Below are 23644 nucleotides of genomic sequence, written 5' to 3'. Positions count from 1 at the left end.
CCACTATGGGAGGGCGGCGGCCCTAGCGCAATCCGGCCTTGTCAGCGATGCGATCGATGGCGGCCTCGACCACGTCGGGGGCGGCGTGATGGGGCATGTGGCCGACCCCCTCAAGCACCGTCAGGGTCGCCTGTGGCAGCGCGTTGCGCAGGGGGATCGAATGGATCTCGAGCGGCACGGTCTCATCCAGATCGCCGTGGATGATTTCGACCGGCAGGGTGAGATCTTGCGCGTAACGCTCTGACATCTCAACGATATGCGGGCGCAGGGTGTTCACCTGCCGGGTGTTCGCGCGCAGGCTGTCCGGGCGGATCGTCAGCGGCGCGCCGATGTGTTCGACGTAGCCTTCGGGCACCTCTTGCGGGCCGAAGATCCCTTTGACCGCGCCGCGGATCATCCCGTCCGACGCATAGGCCGAGACCAGCGGCGGCACGACCAGACCGCCCAGCGACGACCCGATCACGGTGTAATAGGCGCCAAGCTCCCCGGGCCAGGGGTGCGAGGGGCCGGCGAGATTGACCAATCCGGCGATGGCGTCAGGGTGGTTCAGCGCCCAGGCCAGCGCCACGGACGCGCCGTAGGAATGGCCCAGCACGATGGGCCGTTCGGCCCCCAAGGCACGGGCGGCGGCGGCCAGCAGAGCGGCCTGTTCGGCGGGGCTTTCCGCGGTTCTGCCGAAGGCATCGCCATAACCATCCCCCGCGCGGTCGCTGTAGCCCATGCCCGGCCGATCAAACGCGATCACGCGGTAACGGTCGGTCAGACGGTCCATCAAGTCGAAGGTGAAATCCCGCAGGTTCCCGCCCGCCCCGTGGATCAACACCAGATCGGGGCCGGTGCCGCGCACGACCGCATGGATCTGTCGCCCGTCCACCTCGACGAACTGACCCTCGGGCGGGAAATTGCGTTCGGCGGCGGCGACATGTTCGCTCGACTGGCGCGCGGTGAACAACACGCCGCCGACCAGCGCCGCCAACGTCAGTGATTTCAGCAATCTGCCACCCATGGTGCAGCCTTTCCCGATCCGTTTCCCTGACCGAACAGCTAATCCGCCGCAGCCGCCGCGCCAGCCCGCGCGGCTATTCCGTTGCGTCGTCGGTGGCGGGGCGGCGCAGGTCGGTGGAGCTCACGCCGATCTGGTCGATGTCATAGGGCGTCGTCAGGTAGATTTCCGAAATCCAGTTGCCGTAAAGCAGATGGGCATGGCTGCGCCAGCGGTTCGGCGGCTTGCGGCTGGGGTCGTTGTCGGGGAAATAATCCACCGGCATCTGGATCTCCGCCCCGGCGATCTGGTTGTTTTCCAGATCGCGCTGATATTCCTGCGCAAGCGTGTCGCTGTCGTATTCGAAATGGTTGAAGACATAGAGCGCGCGGTGCGCGGGGTCCTCAACCAGTGCGGGGCCGACCTCGTCCGAGTAGAGCAGGATCGGCAGGCCGGCGGCTTCAATCTCATCCCGGCGCATCTCGGTCCAGCGGCTGACCGGCATGGCCAGCTCATCGGAAAACCCACGCAAATAGGGGCTTTGCGGGGCAAAGTTCATGTGCCGGTAGCACCCGAAGAGCTTCTTTTCCAGAAGGTGTTTCTGCACCCCGTGGAAATGGTTGATCATCGCCATGCCGCCCCAGCAGACGCCGAAGGTCGCGTGCACATTGGTCTGGGTCCAGTCCATCACCTCGCGCAGCTCGTCCCAATAGGTGACATCCTCGAAGTCGAGGTGTTCGATCGGCGCGCCGGTGATGATCAGCCCGTCAAACTTCTGGTCCTTAACAGCCTGAAACGGTTGGTAGAACTCTTCCATGTGGTCCGCGGCGGTGTTGCGCGCCTCATGATCGGACATGCGGATCAGCGTCAGCTCGATCTGCAGCGGCGTGGCCCCGATCAGACGCGCAAACTGGGTCTCGGTCTGGATCTTTTTGGGCATCAGGTTGAGCAAGCCGATCCGCAGGGGGCGAATGTCCTGCTGGTCGGCCGCACGTTCGCCCATGACCATGACGCCTTCGTGGCTGAGGACATTGAAGGCGGGAAGGGAGCGGGGAAGACGGATCGGCATGGCACACCTGAGGATTGGGAACCGATGACCTAAGCGCCTTGGCGCCGCACCTCAAGGGCTTTGGCGATGACGGCGGTAAAGTCGTGTTGATCGCGCACCTGCGCCATGTCCGAGGCGGGCACGGTGACCCCCCAGTTGGCGGCCATGGCGGCATAGCGGGGCTGGCGGTGCGCCAGCGCGCGGGCATAGGTCCAGCGGATAAACTCATCTGGATCAACGTCATCTTCTTCGACGTTGTTTTCCTTCAGATATTCGCGCCAGCAAGAGGTGAGGAACCTAGGGTCATAGGACATGGGCTTGGGCGCTTTGTCGAAGCGCCGGACAAGGTCGGCGGTGTGCCCGTCGCTCCCCTCGATCCAGACCATCAGGCAACTGTCGGACAGCAGCTTGAGCGTGGGGTCGTTGGGGTCCTCGGGGTCGACCCATTCGCAGATCGACCCGCCGGTATCACAGACGAAATGCGGATAGCCGTAGAGCGTCTGCGCCCGGTCGATGAAATAGGGCGTGTCGCGCAGGGCGTCGAGCTCGGCCCGGCGAAACTGTTCCTGCCGGCGCTGGTATTCCGCCATGGGCAGGCCGCCCTTGGCCGGATCGCCCGGCTTGCCCAGATAGGTGCTGACGGGCGCGAGGTTGTCGAAACTGATATTTGAGCCGATGTAGATGCTATCAGACATCAGCAGATCGCGCAGGAAGGGCACTTTCATCGCCTGTGCCGTGGCATTGTCGACGATGAATTCACCCATGTAGCGGGTGCCGATCCGGTAATCGATGGAGTAGTGAAACCACTCCCCCGTGTCGCGCAAAAGGTTGGAGGTATGGGTTTTTCCCAGTCCCGACATGGCAAACAAAAGCACCCGTTTTTGCGGGGCATCGATCCAGGCGCGGGCAGTTTGGTACAGCATGCAGGATGGGTAGCGAAGCTGGCCCCGGGGAGCAACTGAAAAGCCCCGCCCGAAGGGACGGGGCTTCTGTTTCAACTAGTTATCCTGCTGATCAGTATGCGTATGCCACCTTGAGACCGATGGCAATTGCATCATTGTCTTCATAGGTCTGACCGAATGGGGCAGGTGCGATTGGGTTCGTATCTGCATCACCGATGTCGATGTAGCGGATTCCGCCAGAGATCTCGATCCCGTTATCCATCGTATACGCTCCGCCTACTTGATAGCTGATAAAGCCATCAGTCGGGCCAAGTTGACCTGTCGTTTCGCCGGTCGATTTTTCGTAACCCACACCGATCGTGGCAGAAAAATTATCGGTGAAGCGCCGACCGATGCCGAGGTTGTACGTGATCACGTCGTCATCATAGGCAAGGATATTGCCCTCTCCGGTCGGATCATTGCTATCCACCAAACGGAATCCGTCCCAAGCAACATACCGAACAGAGCCGAAAACCAACGTATCGGCAGCGATTCCGGTTTGGAAATTCAGATTAACGCTCTCGGGGAGATTCGCCGTCAGAGTGTTTCCACCGACGTCACCGTCCAGCTCCAAATCGATGGCGCTAGAATAAGTCAGAGCAACCCGCAAAGCGATGTCGTCACGCTCATAGGCGCCACCCAAGACATAACCGAAATCGCCATCCGTATCGTAGTTAGATTCATAGGCGACAATATCGTAGACGCCCTTAGCCTGAACGTAGCGGAGACCACCGTGAACGCTGAAGTTGGGGTTGATTTCGTAGCGACCGAGGATGGTAACACCATCTGTTTCCACCTCAGCATTCACCCCATCAAGGGCGTATCCAGGTTCGGCGTAATCCACAACTGCGCCAAATGGCTGGTCATAAATCATCGAAAGTGAGAACTGCTCAGTCAGCTGCTGTTTAAGGGCCATACCGAGCTGGCCGTAACGTGGGGAAATATCGCCGCTCTCATCACCATTGAATGTGCCCGACAGATTGGCATCGACCGAACCATAGCTCAATTCGCTATACCCACCGGTAGCGCCCGTATCCTCGAAAATCACATCGATCGGCTGCCCCGAACGGTCAAGACCACCAGCCGTCGCGATAGAGGTCGTCATAAGCAGGGCCGCGCCTGCTGTCATAATGTTTTTCATAGTGTCCTAAGTCCCTTATCCAAAATTGGACATCTCCGACCTTCACAGTAATGAGAGCGTGATGAGAGGGTCAATCACCGTCATAAGTTGACCCTGCGTCGCTTCACCGCAGCAGGGGGGTGCGATGCAAGGATGTCACAGGTCCGCACGCGGACGGGCGGATTACTCCAGCCAAGCCAAAGGCGCGTCGGGGCTGAGGGAATAGGCCAGCGCCCGCACCCCGTTGAACCACAGTGCGAAGCTTTCGCGCAAAAGCATGGGCCAGCGGACGGTCCCCGTCACCGGGTCGCGGCGCACCGGTTCCGACATCACTGGCGTCACCGAAACATCCGGGTCGTTCACCTGCCACGCCGCCCAGCGGAACGAGGCCCATGCGCGCGGCAGGTGGAACGCCTCGCTCACAACCACCAGACGGCGGGCCTGCGGGATAAGATCGAGCGTGAACAGAGCGTTCTGCAAGGTCGATCGGGCGCGGCCTTCCTCGATCACCGCCGAGGGGGGCACGCCCATGGAGACCGCGAAGCGCCCCATCTCGGTCGCCGCACTCATCCCGTCCGCCGTTGTGGTGCCGCCGGTGAACACCACGACCGGCGCGATCCCGGCCTCGTAAAGCTGCACGCAACGCTCAATCCGGCGCAACACCGGCGCGGCCAGGGTGCCGTTGGGGGAAATGCCGCCGCCCAGACAGACAATCGCGTCCGCCTGTTTGAGGTCATTCATCTCGGGCCGCGGCCACAGAAAGGTCCAGCCGAGCATCGCGAGAGAGAGAAGAAGATAGGCGTAAAGTCCGAGTTTGAGAAGCCGCGCGAGCCAGCGGATCACTCCCATTCAATGGTTCCCGGGGGCTTGCTGGTGATGTCGTAGGTCACCCGGTTGATGCCCGGCACCTCGTTGATGATGCGGGTCGCCGTCTCGCCGAGGAACTCATGGCTGAAGGGGTAGTAATCCGCGGTCATGCCGTCGACCGAGGTCACGGCGCGCAAGGCGCAGGCGAAATCATAGGTGCGCCCATCGCCCATGACGCCCACGGTGCGCACGGGCAGGATCGCGACGAAGGCCTGCCAGATCTCGTCATAAAGCCCGTGGCGGCGAATCTGGTCGATATAGACCGCATCAGCCTTGCGCAGGATCTCCAGCTTCTCGCGGGTGATTTCACCGGGGCAGCGGATGGCAAGGCCGGGCCCGGGGAAGGGGTGGCGGCCGATGAAGGACGACGGAAGGCCCAGCTCATGACCCAGCGCGCGCACCTCGTCCTTGAAGAGCTCGCGCAGCGGTTCGACCAGCTTCAGGCCCATTTTCTCGGGCAGGCCACCGACGTTGTGGTGTGATTTGATGGTGACGCTGGGACCGCCGGAAAAGGACACCGATTCAATGACATCCGGGTATAGCGTGCCCTGCGCCAGAAACTCGGCGCCCTCAATCTCATTGGCGTATTTCTGGAACACGTCGATGAACAGCCGCCCGATGATCTTGCGCTTGGTCTCGGGGTCCGACTGGCCCTCAAGCTCACCCAGAAACAGGTCCACTTCGTCCGCGTGAATCACCTTGAGGTTCATGTGATCGCGGAACATGGCCACGACCTCGTCCGCCTCGTTCAGGCGCAGCAGCCCGTGGTCCACGAAGACGCACGTGAGCTGGTCGCCCACGGCCTCATGCAGCAGCGCCGCCGCGACCGAGGAATCGACCCCACCCGACAAAGCGCAGATCACCTGTTTGTCGCCCACCTGTTCGCGGATCTTCTCGATCGCGATGTCCTTGTAGGCCTCCATCGTCCAGTCGCCAGTGAACCCCGCAAGGCGCACGAAATTCTCGAACAACGTCGGGCCGTTGGGGGTGTGATGCACCTCGGGGTGGAATTGCACCGCGTAGAAATTACGCTCCAGATCGGCGGTCACCGCAAAGGGCGCGTTGGGCGAGGTGCCATAGACCTTGAAGCCGGGGGCCAGCTTGGCGACGTGGTCGCCGTGGCTCATCCAGGCCTGTTCCTTTTCGCCAAGGAACCAGCCGGCGAGCAGATCGATCCGCTCTTCAGTGGGCGTGACATAGGCGCGCCCGAACTCTGCCGTGCCGCCGCCGCCGGTGTTCTTGCCGCCCAGCACCTTGCCGCCCAACTGCTCCATCATCACCTGCTGGCCGTAGCAGATGCCCAGTACGGGGATGCCCATGGTCCAAAGGCTCTCGGGCGCGCGGGGCGAGCCTTCGCGGGTGACCGAATCCGGCCCGCCGGAGAGGATCACCGCTTTGGGTGCCATTTCGGCCAGCACATCGTCAGTGACGATCTGGTAGGGCAGGATTTCGCAAAAGACATTCTGTTCCCGCAAGCGGCGCGCGATCAGCTGCGTCACCTGAGAGCCGAAGTCGATGATGAGAAGGCGGTCGTGTTCGATGATGTCCATGGCGCCTGATTAGGGTCGCACGGGCGCGGTGGCAAGCGTGGAAGTCCACGACAGGTGCTTTGATCCCGATCTTTGGATCGGCAACTGTCTGCCAAGCGCCGCGGTTAACATGGATCAACGGAACGAAGGGCAGCGGCAGAGGTTTCTTTCATACGTCAACAGTAACGATTACCAATGTTAGGAGACGACGATGAAAGACCTCAACGGATTGTTCGAACACTTCCTCAAGGATATCTACTACGCCGAGCAGCAGATCGTGAAAGAGCTGCCGAAGATGGCCGAAAAGGCCGACAGCGCCGATCTGCGCAAGGCCTTCGAGGAGCACAAGACCGAGACCGAAGAGCAGATCCGCAACCTCGAGCAGGTGTTCGAGAAATGCGGGCTCAAGGCCGAGGGCGAAAAGTGCGAAGCCATTGAGGGGATCCTCAAGGAAGGCAAGCATATCATGGATGAGTGCGAAGATCCCGATGCGCTGGACGCCGGCATGATCGCCGCAGCCCAAGCGGTCGAGCACTACGAGATCACGCGCTACGGCACGCTGGTAAGCTGGGCCAAGCAGTTGGGCAAAGACGACTGCGCCGAGATCCTGCAAAAGAACCTCGATCAGGAATATTCCGCCGACCAGAAACTGGACCGGATGGCCGAAAGCAAGCTGAACAAGCAAGCCGCCTGATCCGTGCTGCATGACGCACAGGGACGCCGCCGCTCGGGGCGGCGTTTTCGTGATTGACGGGCCGTGCGGGCGCGCGATGTCGCTTTTATCCCCTAACAGACGCAATCCGCGACAGGTGCCGCGCGCCCATGGGGTAGGGCTGCAAAAAGCATCTCAAAGAAGGGAGACGATCATGACGCAGGCACGGCGCAGAGGACGCGGAGGCGGCGGGGCCGCCCGTCGGGCAGAACGGACCGCCGTGTCATTCGAGACGGCTCCGGTGATCGAGCGCAAGATCCCCAACCTCGAGATGCTCAGCGAAGAGGCTTTGGACATCATCGAAGCCAATGCCGAACAGGTGCTGGAAGAGATCGGCGTCGCCTTTGTCGACAACCCTAAGGCGCTTGAGCGCTGGAAGGCTGCGGGGGCCGAGGTCACCGGTGAGCGGGTGCGCATCCCCAAGGGATTGGCCCGCAAGCTCTGCGCCACCGCGCCGTCGGAATTCGTCCATCACGCCCGCAATCCGGAAAAGTCCGTCACCATCGGCGGCGACAACCTTGTGCTGGCACCGGTCTATGGGCCGCCCTTCGTGCGCGATGCGGCCGGTGGGCGGCGCTATGCCACGATTGCGGATTTCCAGAAATTCGTGAAGCTGGCCTATATGTCGAAATGGTTGCACCTGTCCGGCGGCACCATCTGCGAGCCGACGGACCTGCCGGTGAACAAGCGCCATCTGGACATGCTGCTTGCGCATATGACGCTGAGCGACAAGCCCTTCATGGGGTCCGTGACCGAGCCCAGCCGCGCGCGCGACAGCGTCGAGATGTGCGAAATCCTTTTCGGCAAAGAATTCGTGGCAGAGAACACGGTGATGACCTCGCTCATCAACATCAACTCACCGTTGACCTTCGACGACACCATGATGGGCGCGCTCGAAGTCTATGCCGAGGCCAATCAGGCCTCGATCATCAGCCCGTTCATCGTGGGCGGGGCGATGGCGCCGGTCTCGGTCGTGGGCACCCTGACGCAGGTGCTGGCCGAGGTGATGGCGGGCGTGGCCTACAGCCAGTTGATCCGCAAGGGGGCGCCGGTGATCTTTGGCACCTTCGTGACCTCGATCGACATGAACTCCGGCGCGCCGACCTTCGGCACGCCCGAGGCCGCTCATATCACCAATGGGGCCGGGCAGCTGGCCCGCCGCATGGGGCTGCCCTACCGCTCGGCCGGGTCGTTCTGCGGCTCGAAATTGCCCGATGCGCAAGCGGCCTATGAGACCGCCAACAGTCTCAACATGGGGCTGCTGTCAGGGGTGAATTTCATGCTCCACGCCTGCGGCTGGCTCGAAGGCGGGCTGGTCGCTGATTTCGAGAAATTCGTGCTCGACGCGGACCAGTTGGGCGCGCTGCACCACATGGCGCGCGGCGTCCCCGTGGACGAGAACGCGCAAGCCATGGACGCTATCCGCGAAGTCGGACCGGGCGGGCATTATCTGGGCTGCGCCCACACGCAGGCAAACTTCAAGACGGCGTTCTGGCGCTCCGAGGTCTTCGACTACAAACCCTTCGAGACTTGGGAGGAGGAGGGCGCGCGCGACAGCCAGACCCTCGCCTCGGCCCGCGTTGAGAAGCTGATCGAAACCTATCAGCCGCCCGCGCTCGACCCCGAGATCCGCAGCCGACTGGAAGCCTATATCGCCGAGAAGAAGGCCTCGATGCCTGACAGCTTCATGTAGGACCGTCTAGGTCCGTCTGGTTCCGGTCGGGTTCAGGTCGGCGATGTCGGGATCACCTCCAACCTTGGCGCGCGCCGGGCCGTCTGGCGCGTCGCCTGTTTGAGGATTCGCACCTCACACATCAGGGCGGTGATCAGGTCCACGTGACGGGCCACCGAATATTCCCCGCGGCCGGTCTGCCGCTGTGTCTCGGCCTGCTCTTCCAGCTCCATGAGTCGCACCACGGCCTCACGCGGGCCGGGCGGCGTCATCACCTTAAGCAGGCGTCGCAGGTGCACGATGCGGTTGTAATCGTCGAGCCCATGACGCGCCGTGCGCACAAGCAGCTTTGGCCGGTTCAGGCGTGAAACCCGTGTCAGAATATCTTCCATTGTTCTCCCCTTCGCAGATTGTGGCGCAATCATGGCACAACCTATGGGGGTGTTGCGTGTGGATAAGTTCCACCGCGCGGTGCGTTAGGGTTTGTTTACCATTCAGAAACAATCATGAACGCTGTGGATAAAGTTAACGATTCAGAAACAATTGCGCTCAAGAGTTGTGCGCAAACGGCGGGGCAAATGCCGTTTCAGGGACACGGATTAGACAATGACGAACGCCAAACATGCGGCGCCTGCGGTGCCGGCCTGGGTGCCGGTCGAGGTGCGAAACTACGTCTTTCATACGGAACAGGGACAGCCGATCCGGGGGCTTGCGCGCTCACAGGCGTGCCATCCCTCTACCATCATGCGGCAGATCAGAAAGGTTGAGCAGCGGCGCGACGATCCGCTGGTCGATCATGCGATCCGGTGCCTGTCTTCTGATGAGGATGACACGCAGACGCCGTCCGAGCTGGAGCTGATGCAGGCTTTGCGCAGGCTCGCCATGCCGCATGCCTTGCTGGCGATTGCCATGGGGATGAAACAGGGCGTGATTCTGCACGACACCCCCAGCGGAGAGCCGGACCGGGGCACGCCTTTGTCGCGTGAGACGGCCCAGACGCTGGCGTTGCGGGGCTGGATCGCCGGAAGCCAGACGACGGCGAAGGTGCTGCGCTACCGGATCACGCCCGCGGGGCGGGCCGCCCTGCGCGACCTTGTGGCGCGCTCCGAGAATCACGCCCGCGCCATGGCCGAAGCACCCGCCGGATTCGAGGGGGCCGCGGACCGCGACGGCCCGTGGGGGGGCGGGGCGAAAGCCATCCGCGCGCCGGTGCAGGAAAGCCCTGTGGTGGCCCTCGCGCGGCGCAAGGACCAAAGCGGCGCGCCCTTCCTCAACCGCGCCATGGTCCGCGCGGCGGAACGTCTGCGCGAGGATTACGAGATCGCCCAGATCGGACGCCATGACCGGGGCAGCAGCCGCCCCGATTGGGAGGGGATCCTGAAGGCCGTAGAAACGCATGCGCCGGTGACCATGCCCGAAGGCGACATCGCACGCTTCGTGACCGAGGCGCTGTCTTTCCTCGGGCCGGGCCTGTCCGAGGTTGCCTTCCGCTGCTGTTGCCTTCTGGACGGGTTGGAAACCTGCGAGAAGCAGATGGGCTGGGCGGCGCGCTCGGGCAAGGTCGTCTTGCGCATCGCGCTGCAACGGCTGGTGCTGTTTTACGAAGATCGTGGCACGCTGGGGCCCAAGATCGGCTGACCGGCCATGCAGCCGGTGCAATTCCGCAAACCGCGACATCGAGTTCCTTGGACAAATCCTTCGATCCCGCTTAGGTAGGGCGCAAGAGGAGAGATCTATGTCCCAAGCAGATAAAGTGCGCGATCTGAAGATACCGGCCCAGCGGCATCCGGAAAAGCAGCGGCGGCCCGATTCGCCGCAGCCGAAGAAGCCCGACTGGATCCGGGTGAAAGCGCCCACAAGCGAAGGCTACAAGGACACGCGCAACATCATGCGCGAGCACAATCTCACCACTGTCTGCGAAGAAGCGGGCTGCCCCAATGTGGGCGAATGCTGGTCGCAGGGCCATGCGACGATGATGATCATGGGCGAGGTGTGCACCCGCGCCTGCACCTTCTGCAACATTGCCACCGGCAAGCCGCCCGAGGCGCTGGACGTGTTCGAGCCGGGCCGGGTGGCCGATGCGGTCAAGAAACTCGGCCTCAATCACGTGGTCATCACCTCGGTGGACCGCGACGATGTGGAAGACGGCGGGGCGGAACATTTCGCCCAGACGATCCGCGCCGTGCGCCGCCAGTCCCCGGGCACCACGATCGAGATCCTGACGCCGGACTTCATCCGCTGCGCGCCCTCCGCGCTTGAGGTGGTGGTCGCGGCGAAGCCCGATGTGTTCAACCACAACCTTGAAACCGTGCCCGGGCTGTATCCGCAGGTGCGCCCCGGCGCGCGGTATTTCCATTCGCTGCGCCTGTTGCAGCGGGTCAAGGAGTTGGACCCGACGATGTTCACCAAATCCGGCATCATGGTCGGGCTGGGCGAAGACAAACAGGCCGTGGTGCAGGTGATGGAAGACATGCGCGCCGCTGACATCGATTTCCTGACCATCGGGCAATATCTCCAGCCCACGCCCAAGCACCACGCGGTGGACCGTTTCGTGACGCCACAGGAGTTCGAGACCTACGAAAAAGCGGCCTATAACAAAGGCTTCCTGATGGTCTCAGCGTCCCCCCTGACGCGGTCGAGCTATCACGCGGGCGACGATTTCGCCAAGCTGCGCGCGGCCCGATTGGAAAAGTTGGGGTCCTGACGGCTCCGCACCGCCGGGCGGGACACGTCGCCCGGCGTTAAGGCAGCGCCACCAGATAGGCGGCGATGGCGTTGCGGTCTTCATCGGCCAGTTTGGCGGTGTTCTCGACCACCTCGACCATCTCGCCCCCGACCGTGTCGAAATCCGGGGTAAATCCGCTTTCGAGATAAATTGCGATGTCCTGCGCGCTCCAACCGAGATCGTCGGGATGGATCGACGGAATGCGCCCGTCACCCGCCGGATTCGCGGCGCCGCGCAGCCATTGATCTGTTTTCAGCCCGCCCAGCGCGTTGCGCGGGGTGTGGCATTCGCCGCAATGGCCCAAAGCCTCAACCAGATAACGTCCGCGCTCGACCTCGGGCGAGGGCGCGTCGGTCACGACCCAATCGTCCGACGCGAACAGAAATTTCCAGCCCCCCAGCGAGCGCCGGATGTTGAACGGAAAGCCCACATCATGGCCGCGTGAGGGGGTGGCGTCGGCGGGCAGGGTGCGCAGATGCGCGATCAGGTCCGCCGTGTCCTGCGCCGTCATCCGCGCGTAGCTGGTGTAGGGGAACGCCGGATAATAGTGCTGGCCCTCGGGCGAGACGCCGGCGCGGATCGCATTGGCAAGCTCGTAGTCGCTCCAGCCGCCGATGCCCTGGTCCGCGTGGGTCGAGATGTTGGGCGCGTAGAAAGTGCCGAAGGGGCTGGCGAAGGCCGCGCCGCCTGCGAGCGCCTCGGTGTCCTCCGCGCCGTGGCAGGAGCCGCAGCCCGCCGCTGCATAGACCTGCGCGCCGCGCGCGGCATCCCCCTCAACCCCGGCGAGGGCCGAGGCGGGAAGGGACTGCGGCTGTGTCACAGCCAAGCCCACGCCCGCCACGGCGACGACCCCGACCCCGGCCAGAAGCCAAACCCCTTTGCGCATATCAGTTGTCGCGCTGGCGGTAGTCCTGATGGCAGGCCGAACAGGCCTGACCCAACGGCCGCATCGCCCCCTTGAGCGCATCGAGACCGTCACCGGCCACGTCACTCATTGCGGCCGAGGCTTCGATCAAACCTTCGCTCGCCGTCATGACGCCGTCGAAGTCCGTCCAGATCGCCGGCAGCGCCCGGGTGCCTTCGATTGCGCCGTTGTCTGTGCCTTCGGGCCAGTAGCTCGATTGGTCCAGTTGCGCGAGCGCCGCAAGGTTCGCTGCCGCCGCCGAGGCCGCCGCCGCGTCATAGTCGATCTTTTCCTGCGCCATGCCGCCGAGTACCCCGAGGTTGTGGGCATAAAGTTGCATATGCGCCTGCCGCGCTTTCACGGCGGGGGGCAGGTTGGAGTGGGCGTCCGCGTGGACGAGCGTGCCCAGCGCAAGGGTGGCAAGGCCAGCGAGCAAGGGAAGTGACTTCATCGAAAGGCTCCTTGAGAAAAGGTTGCGACATGAGCCCTTACGCTAACACAGGTTTTCCGTCCGTCATGGCGCCCACCTTTGCATGAGCGCACAATTGCCTGTGCTCAGGTGAACCGAACTTTGCCGATATAGGGCAGGTTCCGGTCCCGCTGGGCGTAGTCGATGCCATAGCCAACCACGAATTCATCCGGAATCTCGAAGCCGGTCCAATCGGCCTTCATGTCGACCTCGCGCCGGGTGGGCTTGTCGAGCAGGGCGATGGATTTCAGCCGCCCCGGCTTGCGGGTGTTGAGCATGTCGATCACCTGATGCAGCGTGTGGCCGGTGTCGACGATATCCTCAACCACCAGCACGTCGCGGCCTTCGATCTGGCCCCGCAGATCCTTGAGAATCCGCACCTCGCGCGAGGATTCCATGCCGTCTCCGTAGCTGCTCGCCTCAAGGAAATCGACCTCAACCGGCAGGTTCAGCTCACGCACCAGATCGGCGATGAACACGAAGGACCCGCGCAGCAGGCCCACCACCACGAGCTTGTCGGTGCCGTCGAATTCGGCGTCAATGATCTTGGCAAGATCCTCGATCCGTGCGGCGATGGATTTGGCCGAGATCATTTCATCGATCACGTATGCGGGTTTTGTCATCAGGGCAGGCCTTCGTGTCACTTGCTTGAATCTTTCGGCAAATCATAGGACATGGGTCAGGAAACGTCACCCGTGAAAGCGCCCCATGCCTGCCCATTCCGAAACCAGACGACTGCCCTACACCGCGCAACAGATGTATGATCTTGTGGCCGATGTGGGCGACTATCCGAAGTTCCTGCCATGGACGGCGGCGGCACGCATCCGATCGACCACGGACAAAGGTGATCATACCGAAATGCTGGCGGATCTGGTGATCAGCTTCAAGGTGTTCCGCGAACAGTTCGGCAGCCGCGTTCAGCTCTGGCCCGAGGAAAAGCGCATCGACACTGCCTATATCGACGGGCCGTTCAAGCACATGGACAGCACATGGCGGTTTGAGGATGTGCCCGAGGCTGAGGGCGGCGGAAGCCTTGTGCATTTCGACGTGGATTTCGAATTCCGCAACCGGCTGTTGCAGGGGGCGGCGGGGATGTTCTTCAATCAGGCGATGCAGACCATCGTGCGCGCCTTCGAGCGACGCGCACAAGAGCTTTACGGCCAGCCCTAAGCCGCGCAGGCGCGCCTAACCTTCAATGGCGTTCGCAATCAGGTCGAGCGCCTGAACCACGCTTTCGCGCCGCACCCCGTCGCGCCCCAGCGGGCCGAATTCACGGGTGAGTGTTTCTACCCCCGCCTGCGTGGCCAATCCGAAACAGACGCGCCCTTCGGGCTTGTGTTCAGAACCGCCCGGCCCGGCGATCCCGCTGATCGACACCGCGATGTCTGCCCGCGCGGCCCGCAGCGCCCCCTGCGCCATTTCGCCCGCGACCTCTTCGGAGACCGCGCCATGGGCTTGAAGGGTGGCGGGGGACACGCCCAGCATTTCGGCTTTTGCCTCGTTCGAGTAGGTGACAAAGCCGCGCTGGAACATGGCAGAGCTTCCGGGAATCGCGGTGAGGGCGGCGCTCACCAGCCCTCCGGTGCAGCTTTCGGCGGTGGTGACGCTCAGGCCCCGTTGCGTGCACAGGCGCACGATGGTGGCGGCGGTTTCGGTCATCCCATCATCCCGTGAAACAGGCTGGCAGCCCCCGCCACGCAGAGCGCGGCGAAAACGCCCGCGATTACGTCGTCCAGCATCACGCCGGTGGCGTTGTCCTTGCGATCGGCCCAGCCCACGAACCCCGGTTTGGTGATGTCGAACAGCCGGAAGAAGACAAAGGCCGCGATCCAGCCGGGCCAGAGCGTCAGCAGCGTGACCCCCATCATGCCCGCACCATAGATCACCGGCAACAGGGCGATCCACATCCCCACGACCTCGTCGATGACGATCTCCGACGGGTCATGGTCCTCGGCCCCTTGGGTCATCCATTGGGTGGCAACGTAGCCTTTGACGTAGGCCACCGGGATCGCCAGCGCGAACAGCCAAAAGCCGCCGATCTGGTAGATCAGCCAGGCGAGCGGCAAGGCGGCCAGCGACCCCCAAGTGCCCGGCGCGGGCCTCAGGTAGCCCACGTAGAACACCGTCGCGATGAGTTTTGCCAAAGTGTCCTTCATGTCTTCACCAGTGTTGCGGTGGCCAGCGCCGCGATGCCTTCGCCGCGACCCGTGAAGCCCAGTTTCTCGGAGGTGGTGGCCTTGATGCTGACCCGGTCGCGGTCCATGCCCATCACCTCGGCCATGCGCGTGCGCATCGCGTCGGCGACAGGGCCGATCTTGGGAAATTCGCAGATCAGCGTGCAATCCACATGGGTGATCGTGAAGCCCATCTCACGGGCAAGCGCGCAGGCGTGGCGCAGGAAGACATGGCTTTCGCAGCCTTTCCATTGCGGATCGCTGGGCGGGAAATGCTGGCCGATGTCGCCTTGGCACAGCGCGCCGTAGATCGCGTCGGTCACCGTGTGCATGCCCACGTCCGCGTCCGAATGGCCCTGCAGGCCGCGCCCATGTGGCACTTTCACGCCGCACAGCATCACGTGATCGCCGGGGCCGAAACGATGGACGTCGAACCCGTTGCCGGTGCGGATGTCGGGGATGGTCATGGGGGGCTCCAGAAGCGTTGCGGCCCGCGCGAAGTCTGCGGGCGTGGTGATTTTCAGATTGCGGGCGTCGCCCTCGACGATTGCGACGGGCAGGCCCGCGCGCCGGGCGACTTCGACATCGTCGGCGGCACCGGCGCCGTGGGTGGCATGGGCAGCGGTGATGGCGTCAAAGTGAAAGCCTTGCGGGGTCTGCGCGCGGTAAAGGCCGCGACGGTCCTGCACGCCGGTGACCTGACCTTCGGCCCCGGTCCAGAGCGCGTCGGTGACGGGCAGGGCGGGGGCGGCCGCGGGATGGGTGTCGAGCGCGTCCAGCACCCGGTCGATCACCCCGGACGGCAGGCAGCAGCGCGCGGCGTCGTGGATCAGCACGCGCTCGGCACGGGTGGCCGCCAATCCGTTACGTACCGATGCGGACCGCTCGGCCCCGCCAAGGGCGATCACCGCACGGTCCGGCAGGCCACGCGCTTGGGCCAGTTCCATATCCTCGGGCGCGATCACAAGGGTGATGCGGTCCACGCGGGGGTGCGCCTCGAACACCGCAAGCGTGTGTTCCACCACCGGGCGGCCCGCGACCTCTTGCCATTGTTTGGGCAGAGGACCGCCGGCCCGACGGCCACGCCCGGCGGCGACGATGATGGCGGCTGTGGTCATGGCGGGTCCTTCACGTCAGTCGCGGTGTTGTAGCCAGACCGCGGGACAGGGGAAAGGGGGCGCTTGCGTCGGGGCGCAGGGGCGCCGGCACGAACTGCCTGTTTTTTGAGCATTCCGGCGTTGAGATTCGCCGCGCGGCCCGCTAGGTCAGTCCGATGAGACAGCGCATGCCCCTTCCCGCACCGGACAGCGCCGTGGCGCTCGCCCCGTTGGCGGGAATCACGGACCTGCCGTTCCGCCAGCTTGTAGCCTCCTTCGGCGCGGGCTGGGTGGTGTCCGAGATGGTCGCCAGCCAAGAGATGGTCCAGGCCAAGCCGGGCGTGCGTGAGAAGGCCGAGCTGGGCTTCGATCAGGGCAACACGGCGGTGCAACTGGCCGGACGCGACGCCCGTTGGATGGCCGAGGCCGCCCGCGTGGTTGAGGGCAACGGCGCTGCGATGATCGACATCAACATGGGCTGCCCCGCCAAGAAGGTCACCAACGGCTACTCCGGCTCGGCCCTGCTGCGCGATCTTGACCATGCGCTGACGCTGATCGAGGCGGTCGTGGGCGCGGTCTCGATCCCTGTGACGCTGAAGACGCGGCTTGGGTGGGACGACAGCTTGCGCAACGCGGACACGCTCGCGCAGCGGGCCGAGGGCGCGGGGGTGCAGCGGATCGTGATCCACGGACGCACCCGCTGCCAGTTCTACAAGGGCCGTGCGGATTGGCACGCCATTGCCGCAATCAAAGACGCGGTCTCGATCCCGGTCATCGCCAATGGCGATATTGTCGATGCGCGATCCGCCCGCGCGGCGCTGCGGGCTTCGGGCGCGGACGGGGTGATGATCGGACGCGGCGCGCAGGGGCGGCCGTGGCTTTTGGCGCAGGTGGCTGCTGATCTGGCCGGACAGGCGGCACCGGTGATCCCGCAGGGCGCGGGCTTTGTGGACATGGTCGCCGCCCATTACGACGCGATGCTGGGGTTCTACGGCAAGACACTGGGCGGGCGCGTCGCGCGGAAACATCTGGGCTGGTACATGGACCAGACCGCGCCGCCCGCGGGCCTGCGCAAGGCGGTGCTGACCGAGCGGGACCCGGCGCGCGTCTTTGAGCTGCTCCCCGACGCACTGACCGTGCGGACCGCGGCATGAAAACGCTGTGGGCGTCGCTGCCGGTGCCGGCGCTTCTACTCGACCCCGGTGCGATCATCGCCGAGAGCAATCCGGCCGCGCAGAGCTTTTTCAACCTGTCCTCGCGCGCCCTGCACGGGGCGCGGCTGTGGGACATGATCGAGGTGGACGCGCCCCTGAACGCGGCCTACGGGCGCGCGGAGGCGCAGCGCAGCGCGCTGTTTGTCAATGACGTGACCCTGGGCGGGCTGGCGCAGGCGGATCTGCAATGCGCGATCCAGGCCTCCCCCATGCAGGACAGCGCCGATCAGATGCTCATGCTGTTCACGCCGCGCGACATGGCCACCCGGCTGATCCCTTCGGCCCGGTCGCAACGGGCGGCGCGCTCGGCCATCGGCATGGCGGAAATGCTCGCCCATGAGATCAAGAACCCGCTCGCGGGGATCACCGGTGCGGCGCAACTGCTGGCCATGTCGCTGCCGCCGGAGGATCGCGAGATGACGGACCTGATCGTCGCGGAATCGCGCCGGATCGTCACTTTGTTGGACCGGGTGGAGCAGTTCGGCAATCTGACCCCCCCGGCGCTGCGCCCCGTGAACATCCATGACGTGCTCGACCGCGCGCGGCAATCGGCCTCGGTCGGGGTGGCAGCGCATATGACCATCCGGGACCGGTTCGACCCGTCGCTGCCCGATGCGCTGGCGGACCCTGACCAGTTGCTGCAAGTGATCCTGAACCTGCTGGCCAACGCCGCCGAGGCCGGGGCAAAGGGCGGGACGATCACCTTGCAAACCTCCTACGAGCCATCGCTGCGCCTGCACGACGGGGACAAGCCCGCCGCGCGGGTCCCCTTGCAGATCGACGTGATCGACGACGGCCCGGGCCTGCCGCCGGACATCGCCGGAGACGTCTTCGACCCCTTCGTGTCCGGGCGCGAGAATGGCACCGGGCTGGGGCTGGCGCTGGTGAGCAAGCTGATCTCGGGCATGGGCGGGATGGTCACCGTCACCTCGGCCCCGGGCCAGACGCGGTTCCGCCTGTCGCTCGCCCTCGCCCCCAAAACAGGAGAGATCTGATGGACGGCACGATACTGGTCGCCGATGACGATCGCACCATTCGCACGGTCCTGACGCAGGCTTTGACGCGGGCGGGGTGCAAGGTGCATGCGACCTCTTCGCTGGTCACGCTGATGCGCTGGGTGACTGAGGGCATGGGCGATCTGGTGATCTCGGACGTGGTCATGCCCGATGGCAACGGTCTGACGCAGGTGCCGCAAATCGCCCAATTGCGCCCCGACCTTCCGGTGATCGTGATTTCGGCGCAGAACACGATCATGACCACCATTCAGGCGGCTGAGGCGGAGGCCTTCGACTATCTGCCCAAACCGTTCGATCTACCGGACCTGATGCAGCGTGTGGCGCGCGGGCTGGACCGCAAGTCGCCAAAGCCCGAGCCGCGCGACGATCGTGCCACCGCGGACCTGCCGCTGGTGGGCCGCTCGGCGCCGATGCAGGCGCTGTACCGGCTGTTGGCGCAGGTGATGAACACGTCGCTGCCGGTGCTGGTCACTGGCGAAAGCGGCAGCGGCAAAAGCCTTGTCGCGCGGGCCATTCATGACCTCTCCGACCGGCAAGGACGGCCCTTCCTCGTCGCCACCGCCGCCACCTTTGACGGTCCGCCCGATGCCGGGGCGCGGCTTCTGGCGCAGGTTGGGACGGGCACGCTGGTGCTGGAGGAGGTCGCGGACCTGCCCGACACCGCGCAGGCGCAAATCGTGGCGCTTCTGGACCATGACGCCACGCTTAGGGACGACACCGCCCCGCGCGTCATCGCCACGTCGCGCGGGGATCTGGAGGGAGCGCTGTCCGGCGGGCGGCTGCGGTCGGATCTGTTCTATCGCCTTGCGGGGGTGACGCTGCCCGTGCCCGCGCTGCGCGACCGGGTTGAGGATATCGTGCTTCTGGCGGCGCATTTTCTCGCCCGCGCGGCGCAGGACGGTGGTCCCGACCGGGGGCTCGAGCACGCGGCGGGCGAGCTTCTGCGCAGCTATCGCTGGCCCGGCAACGTGCGCCAGCTCGAAAACATCATGCGCCGTCTGGCGGTCACCGCCGCGCTGCCCGAGATCACCCGCGCCGAGGTCGAACAAGCGCTGGCGGCACAACCGGCCGCCGGACCGCTGCAGCCGCCCGCGACCGAGCGCCTGGCGGACGCGGTGGCCCAACACCTTGGCCGCTATTTCGACCTGCACGGCGACAGCCTACCGCCGGCGGGCCTGTATCAGCGCATCCTGCGGGAAATCGAAACGCCGTTGCTTGAGATTGCGCTTGGGGCAACTGCCGGAAATCAGGCGAAATGTGCCGAACTTCTGGGGATCAACCGCAATACCTTGCGAAAAAAGCTCACCGATCTGGATATCCGCGTGACACGCGGGCGCAAGTTGATGTAAAAGGGCAACATAACCGTGGCCCTCTGGCCCCAGTCGCCGGTCTTCGCACCGCGCCGGGATCAGGGCAGGACCACATAGAACAGGCGGTGGGCACGTGGGGCATCTGACCCCGCTAGCCCTTTTACAGCGGGGCAAGTCGCGTGCAGCGATCGCTCATCGGGACCTATATGCTGGCGTTTTCGCGCTGGCGGCGGCGGCGCAGGGTGCAGGCCACGATCACCGTCGTGCTGGCGCTGATGGCGCCGCTGTTGATCATTCTCACGATCACCGCCCTGCGACCGCTGGATCAGACCGGACGCACCGAAACGCTGCGGCTGATCCTGCTCGCCGATATCATCTATGTGCTGATCATCGCGGCCCTTGTCGCGTCGCGCGTGGTGACGATGATCGTGGCGCGGCGCAACCGCTCGGCCGGGTCGCGGCTGCACCTGCGGCTGACCGGGGTCTTTGGGCTTCTGGCGCTGATCCCCACGGTGGCGGTCGCTGTTTTCGCCGTGCTGACGATCAACATCGGGCTTGAGGGGTGGTTCTCTGAGCGGGTGCGCAACGTGCTGGGCAATTCGCTCTCAGCTGCCGAGGCCTATGAAGAGGAGCACCGCCAGGAGGTCGCGCGGGACGGGCGCGCGCTTGCGGGCTATCTCAACACCGAGCGGTTGCAGACCTTCTTCATGGAACGCGGCGAGGTCCGACAGGCGCTGGCCCGCGCGCAGCCGCAGATCGAACGCGGCCTGACGGAAGTTTTCGTGCTGGATGAGGCCGGGGAAATCTGGGCCCGGGGCGAGCAATCCTATGAGTTCTATTTCGAACAGCCCACCATGGACGAACTGGCGCAGGCGCGGCGCAACGGCATCGTCATCATTGAGGATTGGTCGAACAACGAGTTCCGCGCCCTGATCCCGCTTGAGGCTTTCGCCAACAAATACCTCTATGTCACCCGCGAGGTCGACGGCGACATTCTGGCGCTGCTCGACGACACGCAGGCCACGGTCGAGCTTTACGGCCAGCTCGAGAACGAGCGCGGCCGTGTGCTTTTCGAGTTCGGGCTGATCTATCTGGGCTTCGCGCTGATCCTGATCATCGCCGCGGTCTGGGTCGGCCTGTGGTTCGCCGAGCGCCTGTCGCGCCCCGTAGGGCGGCTTGTGGGCGCGTCCCAGCGGGTTGGCGCGGGGGATCTGAGCGTGCGCGTGCCCGAGGAAGACGGCGAGGATGAAATCGCGCAATTGGGCCGCTATTTCAACCAGATGACCGCGCAGCTGCGACACCAGCGGCAAGAGCTTCTGGACACCAACCAGCAGATCGAACAGCGCCGCCGCCTGTTCGATTCCGTGCTGTCCTCGGTGCCCTCGGGGGTTGTCGGCCTTGATGAAGGGGGGCGCGTGACCTTCGCCAACCGCGCCGCCGGACGCTTGCTTGAGGTCGACGGCCACACCCAGACCGCACTGAGCCTTGCGGTGCCCGAGTTCGCAAGCCTGTTCGAGGAACTCACCACGACCGAAGCTGCGGTGGTGCAAGAACAGGTCAACCTCGTGCGCGGCGGGCAGCAGGAAAGCCTGCTCGTGCGGATGTCCCACCGCCTGCGCGAGGATGGCACGCTTGAGGGCTATGTCGTTGCCTTTGAGGATGTGACCGATCTGGTCTCGGCGCAGCGGATGGCCGCCTGGGGCGACGTGGCGCGACGCATCGCCCATGAGATCAAGAACCCGCTCACGCCGATCCAGCTCTCGGCCGAACGGATCAAACGCAAGTTCCGCAAGGAGGTGGGCGATCTGGCCCCTGATCTGGAACAGCTTACCGACGTAATCGTGCGGCAAACCAATGACTTGCGGCGCATTGTTGATGAGTTTTCCAAGTTTGCACGGATGCCGGAGCCCGACCGGCGCAGCTATGATCTGGCGGCGCTCCTGCGCGATGCGGTCACCCTGCAAGAGGCGGGTCAGCCCGGTGTGACCTTCAAGACGGACATTCCCGCCTTCGAGGTCTGGGCCGATCTGGACAGCACCATGATGTCGCAAGCCTTGACAAACCTGATCAAGAACGCAGGCGAAGCCATTGAAACCTATTCCGAATTGCTCCCCGACGCTGAAGTGGTGCCCGAAGTTCGCGTCACTATGGACGTCGAGCAGACGCAGGTGCGCATCCGGGTGGCGGACAATGGCATCGGCCTGCCCGAGGATCGCGCGAAACTCTTTGAGCCCTACGTCACGACGCGGGACAAGGGCACGGGGCTTGGCCTGCCCATCGTCAAGAAAATCATCGACGAACACGGCGGCACGCTGACCCTGACCGATGCGCCGGAGTTCGAGGGGCCGGGCAATGCGGACCGCTGCGGCGCCATGGCAGTCATTACACTTCCCATCGAGGCCACGGCCGCGGTGGATACCAAAAAAACAGCATGAGGAGCGAGTAGAATGGGCGATATTCTGATTACAGACGACGAGCGGGACATCCGCGAATTGATTTCCGACATCCTCAAGGATGAGGGGTTCACCACGCGGCTGGCCGGCACCTCCGACGAATGCATGAGTGAGATTGCCGCCGAGGTTCCCTCGCTGATGATCCTCGACATCTGGCTGAAGGACAGCCGGATGGACGGGATCGACATCCTCAAACAGGTGAAACGCGATCACCCCGAGGTTCCCGTGGTGATCATCTCGGGCCACGGCAACATCGAGATTGCCGTCGCCGCAATCAAGCAGGGCGCTTACGACTTCATCGAAAAACCCTTTAATATCGACCAGTTGCTGGTCGTTATTCGCCGCGCGATGGAAACCAGCCGCCTGCGCCGGGAAAACATCGCGCTCAAGCGGACCGATGCCGCGCCCACCGAGATGCTGGGCGAAAGCGCCGCGTTCCGCACTCTGATCGGCCAGCTCGACAAGGTGACGAAAAGCAACGGGCGGGTGATGCTCTCGGGCGAGGGTGGCTCGGGCAAGGAGACGGCGGCGCGCTACATCCACGCGCAATCGGACCGCGCCGAGATGCCCTTCGTATCCGTCAATTGCGCCGCGATCGAGCCGGAGCGCATGGAAGAGGTGCTGTTCGGCCGCGAGACCGAGGGGCGGGGGATCGAAACCGGCCTGCTCGAAGAAGCCAACAACGGCGTGATCTACTTCGACAGCGTGGCCGACATGCCCCTTGGCACCCAGTCCAAACTGCTGCGCGTGCTGGTCGACCAGAAGTTCCAGCGGGTCGGCGGAATCGACAAGGTGCAGGTGGACGTGCGTGTTATTTCCAGCACGAACAAGGACTTGCAGGGCGAAATTGATGCGGGCCGCTTCCGGCAGGAGCTCTATCACCGGCTCAACGTCGTGCCAATCCATGTGCCCAGCCTTGAGGAACGGCGCGAGGATATTCCGCTTCTGGCGAAGCACTTCATCGAAGAACTCCATGAAACTCAGGGGCTTACACCGCGTCCTTTGAGTGACGAGGCGGACGCCTTGTTGCAGACGATGCCCTGGCCCGGCAACGCGCGCCAGCTGCGCAACGTCATGGAGCGGGTGTTGATCCTTGGCGAAAGCTCGGGTCCGATCGAAGCGCGGGAACTGCCCAGCCAGCAGGATGGACCGGTGGAAGACGGCCGCGTGCTGCTGTCGGGCAGTCTTGCGACCTTGCCCCTGCGCGAGGCGCGCGAGCTGTTTGAACGGGAATACCTGCTGACCCAGATCAACCGCTTCGGCGGCAACATCAGCCGCACGGCAAGTTTCGTGGGCATGGAACGCTCAGCGCTGCACCGCAAGCTCAAGACCTTGGGCGTGGTCACCTCGAACAAGGCGGGCGCGCGCGTGGCCTATGTGGAGGAAAATGCCGAGGCCTAGCGGATTGACC

Annotated in this window: 23 protein-coding genes; 10 read left to right on the top strand and 13 right to left on the bottom strand. The window is 64.2% G+C overall.

What is annotated here, in order from left to right; genetic code table 11:
* Positions 1-22: 22 nt before the first annotated feature.
* The 6 genes from DC363_RS11580 to guaA form a co-directional block, all read right to left on the bottom strand.
* The gene (locus DC363_RS11580; RefSeq protein ID WP_196778416.1) at positions 23-1006 is read right to left on the bottom strand and encodes an alpha/beta fold hydrolase; all 984 of its coding nucleotides are present in this window, start codon (positions 1004-1006) and stop codon (positions 23-25) included.
* Positions 1007-1079: 73 nt separating this feature from the next.
* On the bottom strand, positions 1080-2051 hold the full coding sequence (locus tag DC363_RS11575; protein WP_108641323.1) for a homoserine O-succinyltransferase: 972 nt from the start codon (positions 2049-2051) through the stop codon (positions 1080-1082).
* A 29-nt stretch (positions 2052-2080) separates the two neighbouring features.
* Entirely contained in the window at positions 2081-2953 is an 873-nt protein-coding gene (locus DC363_RS11570) for an ATPase (protein WP_108641322.1), read from the bottom strand.
* Between the two features lie 91 nt (positions 2954-3044).
* Positions 3045-4112, bottom strand: a complete 1068-nt coding sequence (locus tag DC363_RS11565; RefSeq protein ID WP_241962987.1) for an OmpP1/FadL family transporter — start codon at positions 4110-4112, stop codon at positions 3045-3047.
* Between the two features lie 162 nt (positions 4113-4274).
* Positions 4275-4940: a YdcF family protein gene (locus DC363_RS11560; RefSeq protein ID WP_108641321.1), complete on the bottom strand. Its 666-nt coding sequence runs from the start codon at positions 4938-4940 to the stop codon at positions 4275-4277.
* The gene (gene guaA, locus DC363_RS11555; protein WP_108641320.1) at positions 4931-6508 is read right to left on the bottom strand and encodes a glutamine-hydrolyzing GMP synthase; all 1578 of its coding nucleotides are present in this window, start codon (positions 6506-6508) and stop codon (positions 4931-4933) included. Before guaA ends, DC363_RS11560 begins: the two co-directional genes overlap by 10 nt.
* 190 nt (positions 6509-6698) lie before the next feature.
* Here guaA and DC363_RS11550 point away from each other — a divergent pair, with 190 nt between their 5' ends.
* Positions 6699-7181: a YciE/YciF ferroxidase family protein gene (locus tag DC363_RS11550; protein WP_108641319.1), complete on the top strand. Its 483-nt coding sequence runs from the start codon at positions 6699-6701 to the stop codon at positions 7179-7181.
* A 172-nt stretch (positions 7182-7353) separates the two neighbouring features.
* Positions 7354-8892, top strand: a complete 1539-nt coding sequence (locus DC363_RS11545) for a trimethylamine methyltransferase family protein (protein WP_108641318.1) — start codon at positions 7354-7356, stop codon at positions 8890-8892.
* Between the two features lie 32 nt (positions 8893-8924).
* Here the strand turns inward: DC363_RS11545 and DC363_RS11540 are convergent, their stop codons facing one another.
* Complete coding sequence (locus DC363_RS11540; protein ID WP_108641317.1) at positions 8925-9263, bottom strand: DUF6477 family protein; 339 nt, start codon at positions 9261-9263, stop codon at positions 8925-8927.
* A 214-nt stretch (positions 9264-9477) separates the two neighbouring features.
* Here DC363_RS11540 and DC363_RS11535 point away from each other — a divergent pair, with 214 nt between their 5' ends.
* Entirely contained in the window at positions 9478-10509 is a 1032-nt protein-coding gene (locus DC363_RS11535; RefSeq protein WP_108641316.1) for a DUF6456 domain-containing protein, read from the top strand.
* A gap of 97 nt (positions 10510-10606) precedes the next feature.
* Entirely contained in the window at positions 10607-11575 is a 969-nt protein-coding gene (lipA, locus tag DC363_RS11530; protein WP_196778415.1) for a lipoyl synthase, read from the top strand.
* Positions 11576-11612: 37 nt separating this feature from the next.
* Here the strand turns inward: lipA and DC363_RS11525 are convergent, their stop codons facing one another.
* From DC363_RS11525 to hpt, 3 genes are all read right to left on the bottom strand, one after another.
* The gene (locus tag DC363_RS11525) at positions 11613-12482 is read right to left on the bottom strand and encodes a c-type cytochrome (protein ID WP_108641315.1); all 870 of its coding nucleotides are present in this window, start codon (positions 12480-12482) and stop codon (positions 11613-11615) included.
* A gap of 1 nt (position 12483) precedes the next feature.
* Entirely contained in the window at positions 12484-12951 is a 468-nt protein-coding gene (locus DC363_RS11520; protein WP_108641314.1) for a c-type cytochrome, read from the bottom strand.
* Positions 12952-13055: 104 nt separating this feature from the next.
* Positions 13056-13592, bottom strand: coding sequence for a hypoxanthine phosphoribosyltransferase (gene hpt / locus DC363_RS11515; protein WP_108641313.1), 537 nt, complete (start codon positions 13590-13592; stop codon positions 13056-13058).
* Between the two features lie 85 nt (positions 13593-13677).
* Here hpt and DC363_RS11510 point away from each other — a divergent pair, with 85 nt between their 5' ends.
* The gene (locus tag DC363_RS11510; RefSeq protein ID WP_108641312.1) at positions 13678-14139 is read left to right on the top strand and encodes a type II toxin-antitoxin system RatA family toxin; all 462 of its coding nucleotides are present in this window, start codon (positions 13678-13680) and stop codon (positions 14137-14139) included.
* Between the two features lie 15 nt (positions 14140-14154).
* Here DC363_RS11510 and DC363_RS11505 read toward each other — a convergent pair whose 3' ends face one another.
* The 3 genes from DC363_RS11505 to DC363_RS11495 are packed head-to-tail and all read right to left on the bottom strand — an operon-like array spanning position 14155 to position 16261.
* Positions 14155-14628, bottom strand: coding sequence for a CinA family protein (locus DC363_RS11505; RefSeq protein WP_108641311.1), 474 nt, complete (start codon positions 14626-14628; stop codon positions 14155-14157).
* Complete coding sequence (locus DC363_RS11500) at positions 14625-15125, bottom strand: phosphatidylglycerophosphatase A family protein (protein WP_108641310.1); 501 nt, start codon at positions 15123-15125, stop codon at positions 14625-14627. The genes DC363_RS11505 and DC363_RS11500 overlap by 4 nt, the downstream gene beginning before the upstream one ends.
* On the bottom strand, positions 15122-16261 hold the full coding sequence (locus tag DC363_RS11495; RefSeq protein ID WP_108641309.1) for a bifunctional 2-C-methyl-D-erythritol 4-phosphate cytidylyltransferase/2-C-methyl-D-erythritol 2,4-cyclodiphosphate synthase: 1140 nt from the start codon (positions 16259-16261) through the stop codon (positions 15122-15124). The genes DC363_RS11500 and DC363_RS11495 overlap by 4 nt, the downstream gene beginning before the upstream one ends.
* Positions 16262-16428: 167 nt before the next feature.
* Between DC363_RS11495 and dusB the strand changes: the two genes are divergently transcribed.
* From dusB to ntrX, 5 genes are all read left to right on the top strand, one after another.
* Positions 16429-17394, top strand: a complete 966-nt coding sequence (dusB, locus tag DC363_RS11490; protein ID WP_241962986.1) for a tRNA dihydrouridine synthase DusB — start codon at positions 16429-16431, stop codon at positions 17392-17394.
* Positions 17391-18449, top strand: coding sequence for a two-component system sensor histidine kinase NtrB (locus DC363_RS11485; protein ID WP_108641307.1), 1059 nt, complete (start codon positions 17391-17393; stop codon positions 18447-18449). The genes dusB and DC363_RS11485 overlap by 4 nt, the downstream gene beginning before the upstream one ends.
* Positions 18449-19819 (top strand): response regulator, encoded by a 1371-nt coding sequence (locus DC363_RS11480; protein ID WP_108641306.1) that lies wholly within the window; start codon positions 18449-18451, stop codon positions 19817-19819. The genes DC363_RS11485 and DC363_RS11480 overlap by 1 nt, the downstream gene beginning before the upstream one ends.
* 167 nt (positions 19820-19986) lie before the next feature.
* Positions 19987-22215, top strand: coding sequence for a sensor histidine kinase NtrY-like (locus tag DC363_RS11475; protein ID WP_108641533.1), 2229 nt, complete (start codon positions 19987-19989; stop codon positions 22213-22215).
* Between the two features lie 12 nt (positions 22216-22227).
* Complete coding sequence (gene ntrX, locus DC363_RS11470) at positions 22228-23634, top strand: nitrogen assimilation response regulator NtrX (RefSeq protein WP_108641305.1); 1407 nt, start codon at positions 22228-22230, stop codon at positions 23632-23634.
* Positions 23635-23644: the final 10 nt, after the last annotated feature.

It is taken from the genome of Thalassorhabdomicrobium marinisediminis (genome assembly GCF_003072065.1).
Taxonomy (GTDB): domain Bacteria; phylum Pseudomonadota; class Alphaproteobacteria; order Rhodobacterales; family Rhodobacteraceae; genus Octadecabacter; species Octadecabacter marinisediminis.
Note: the sequence above shows the minus strand (reverse complement) of the source record. Positions and strands in the feature narration are given on the sequence as shown.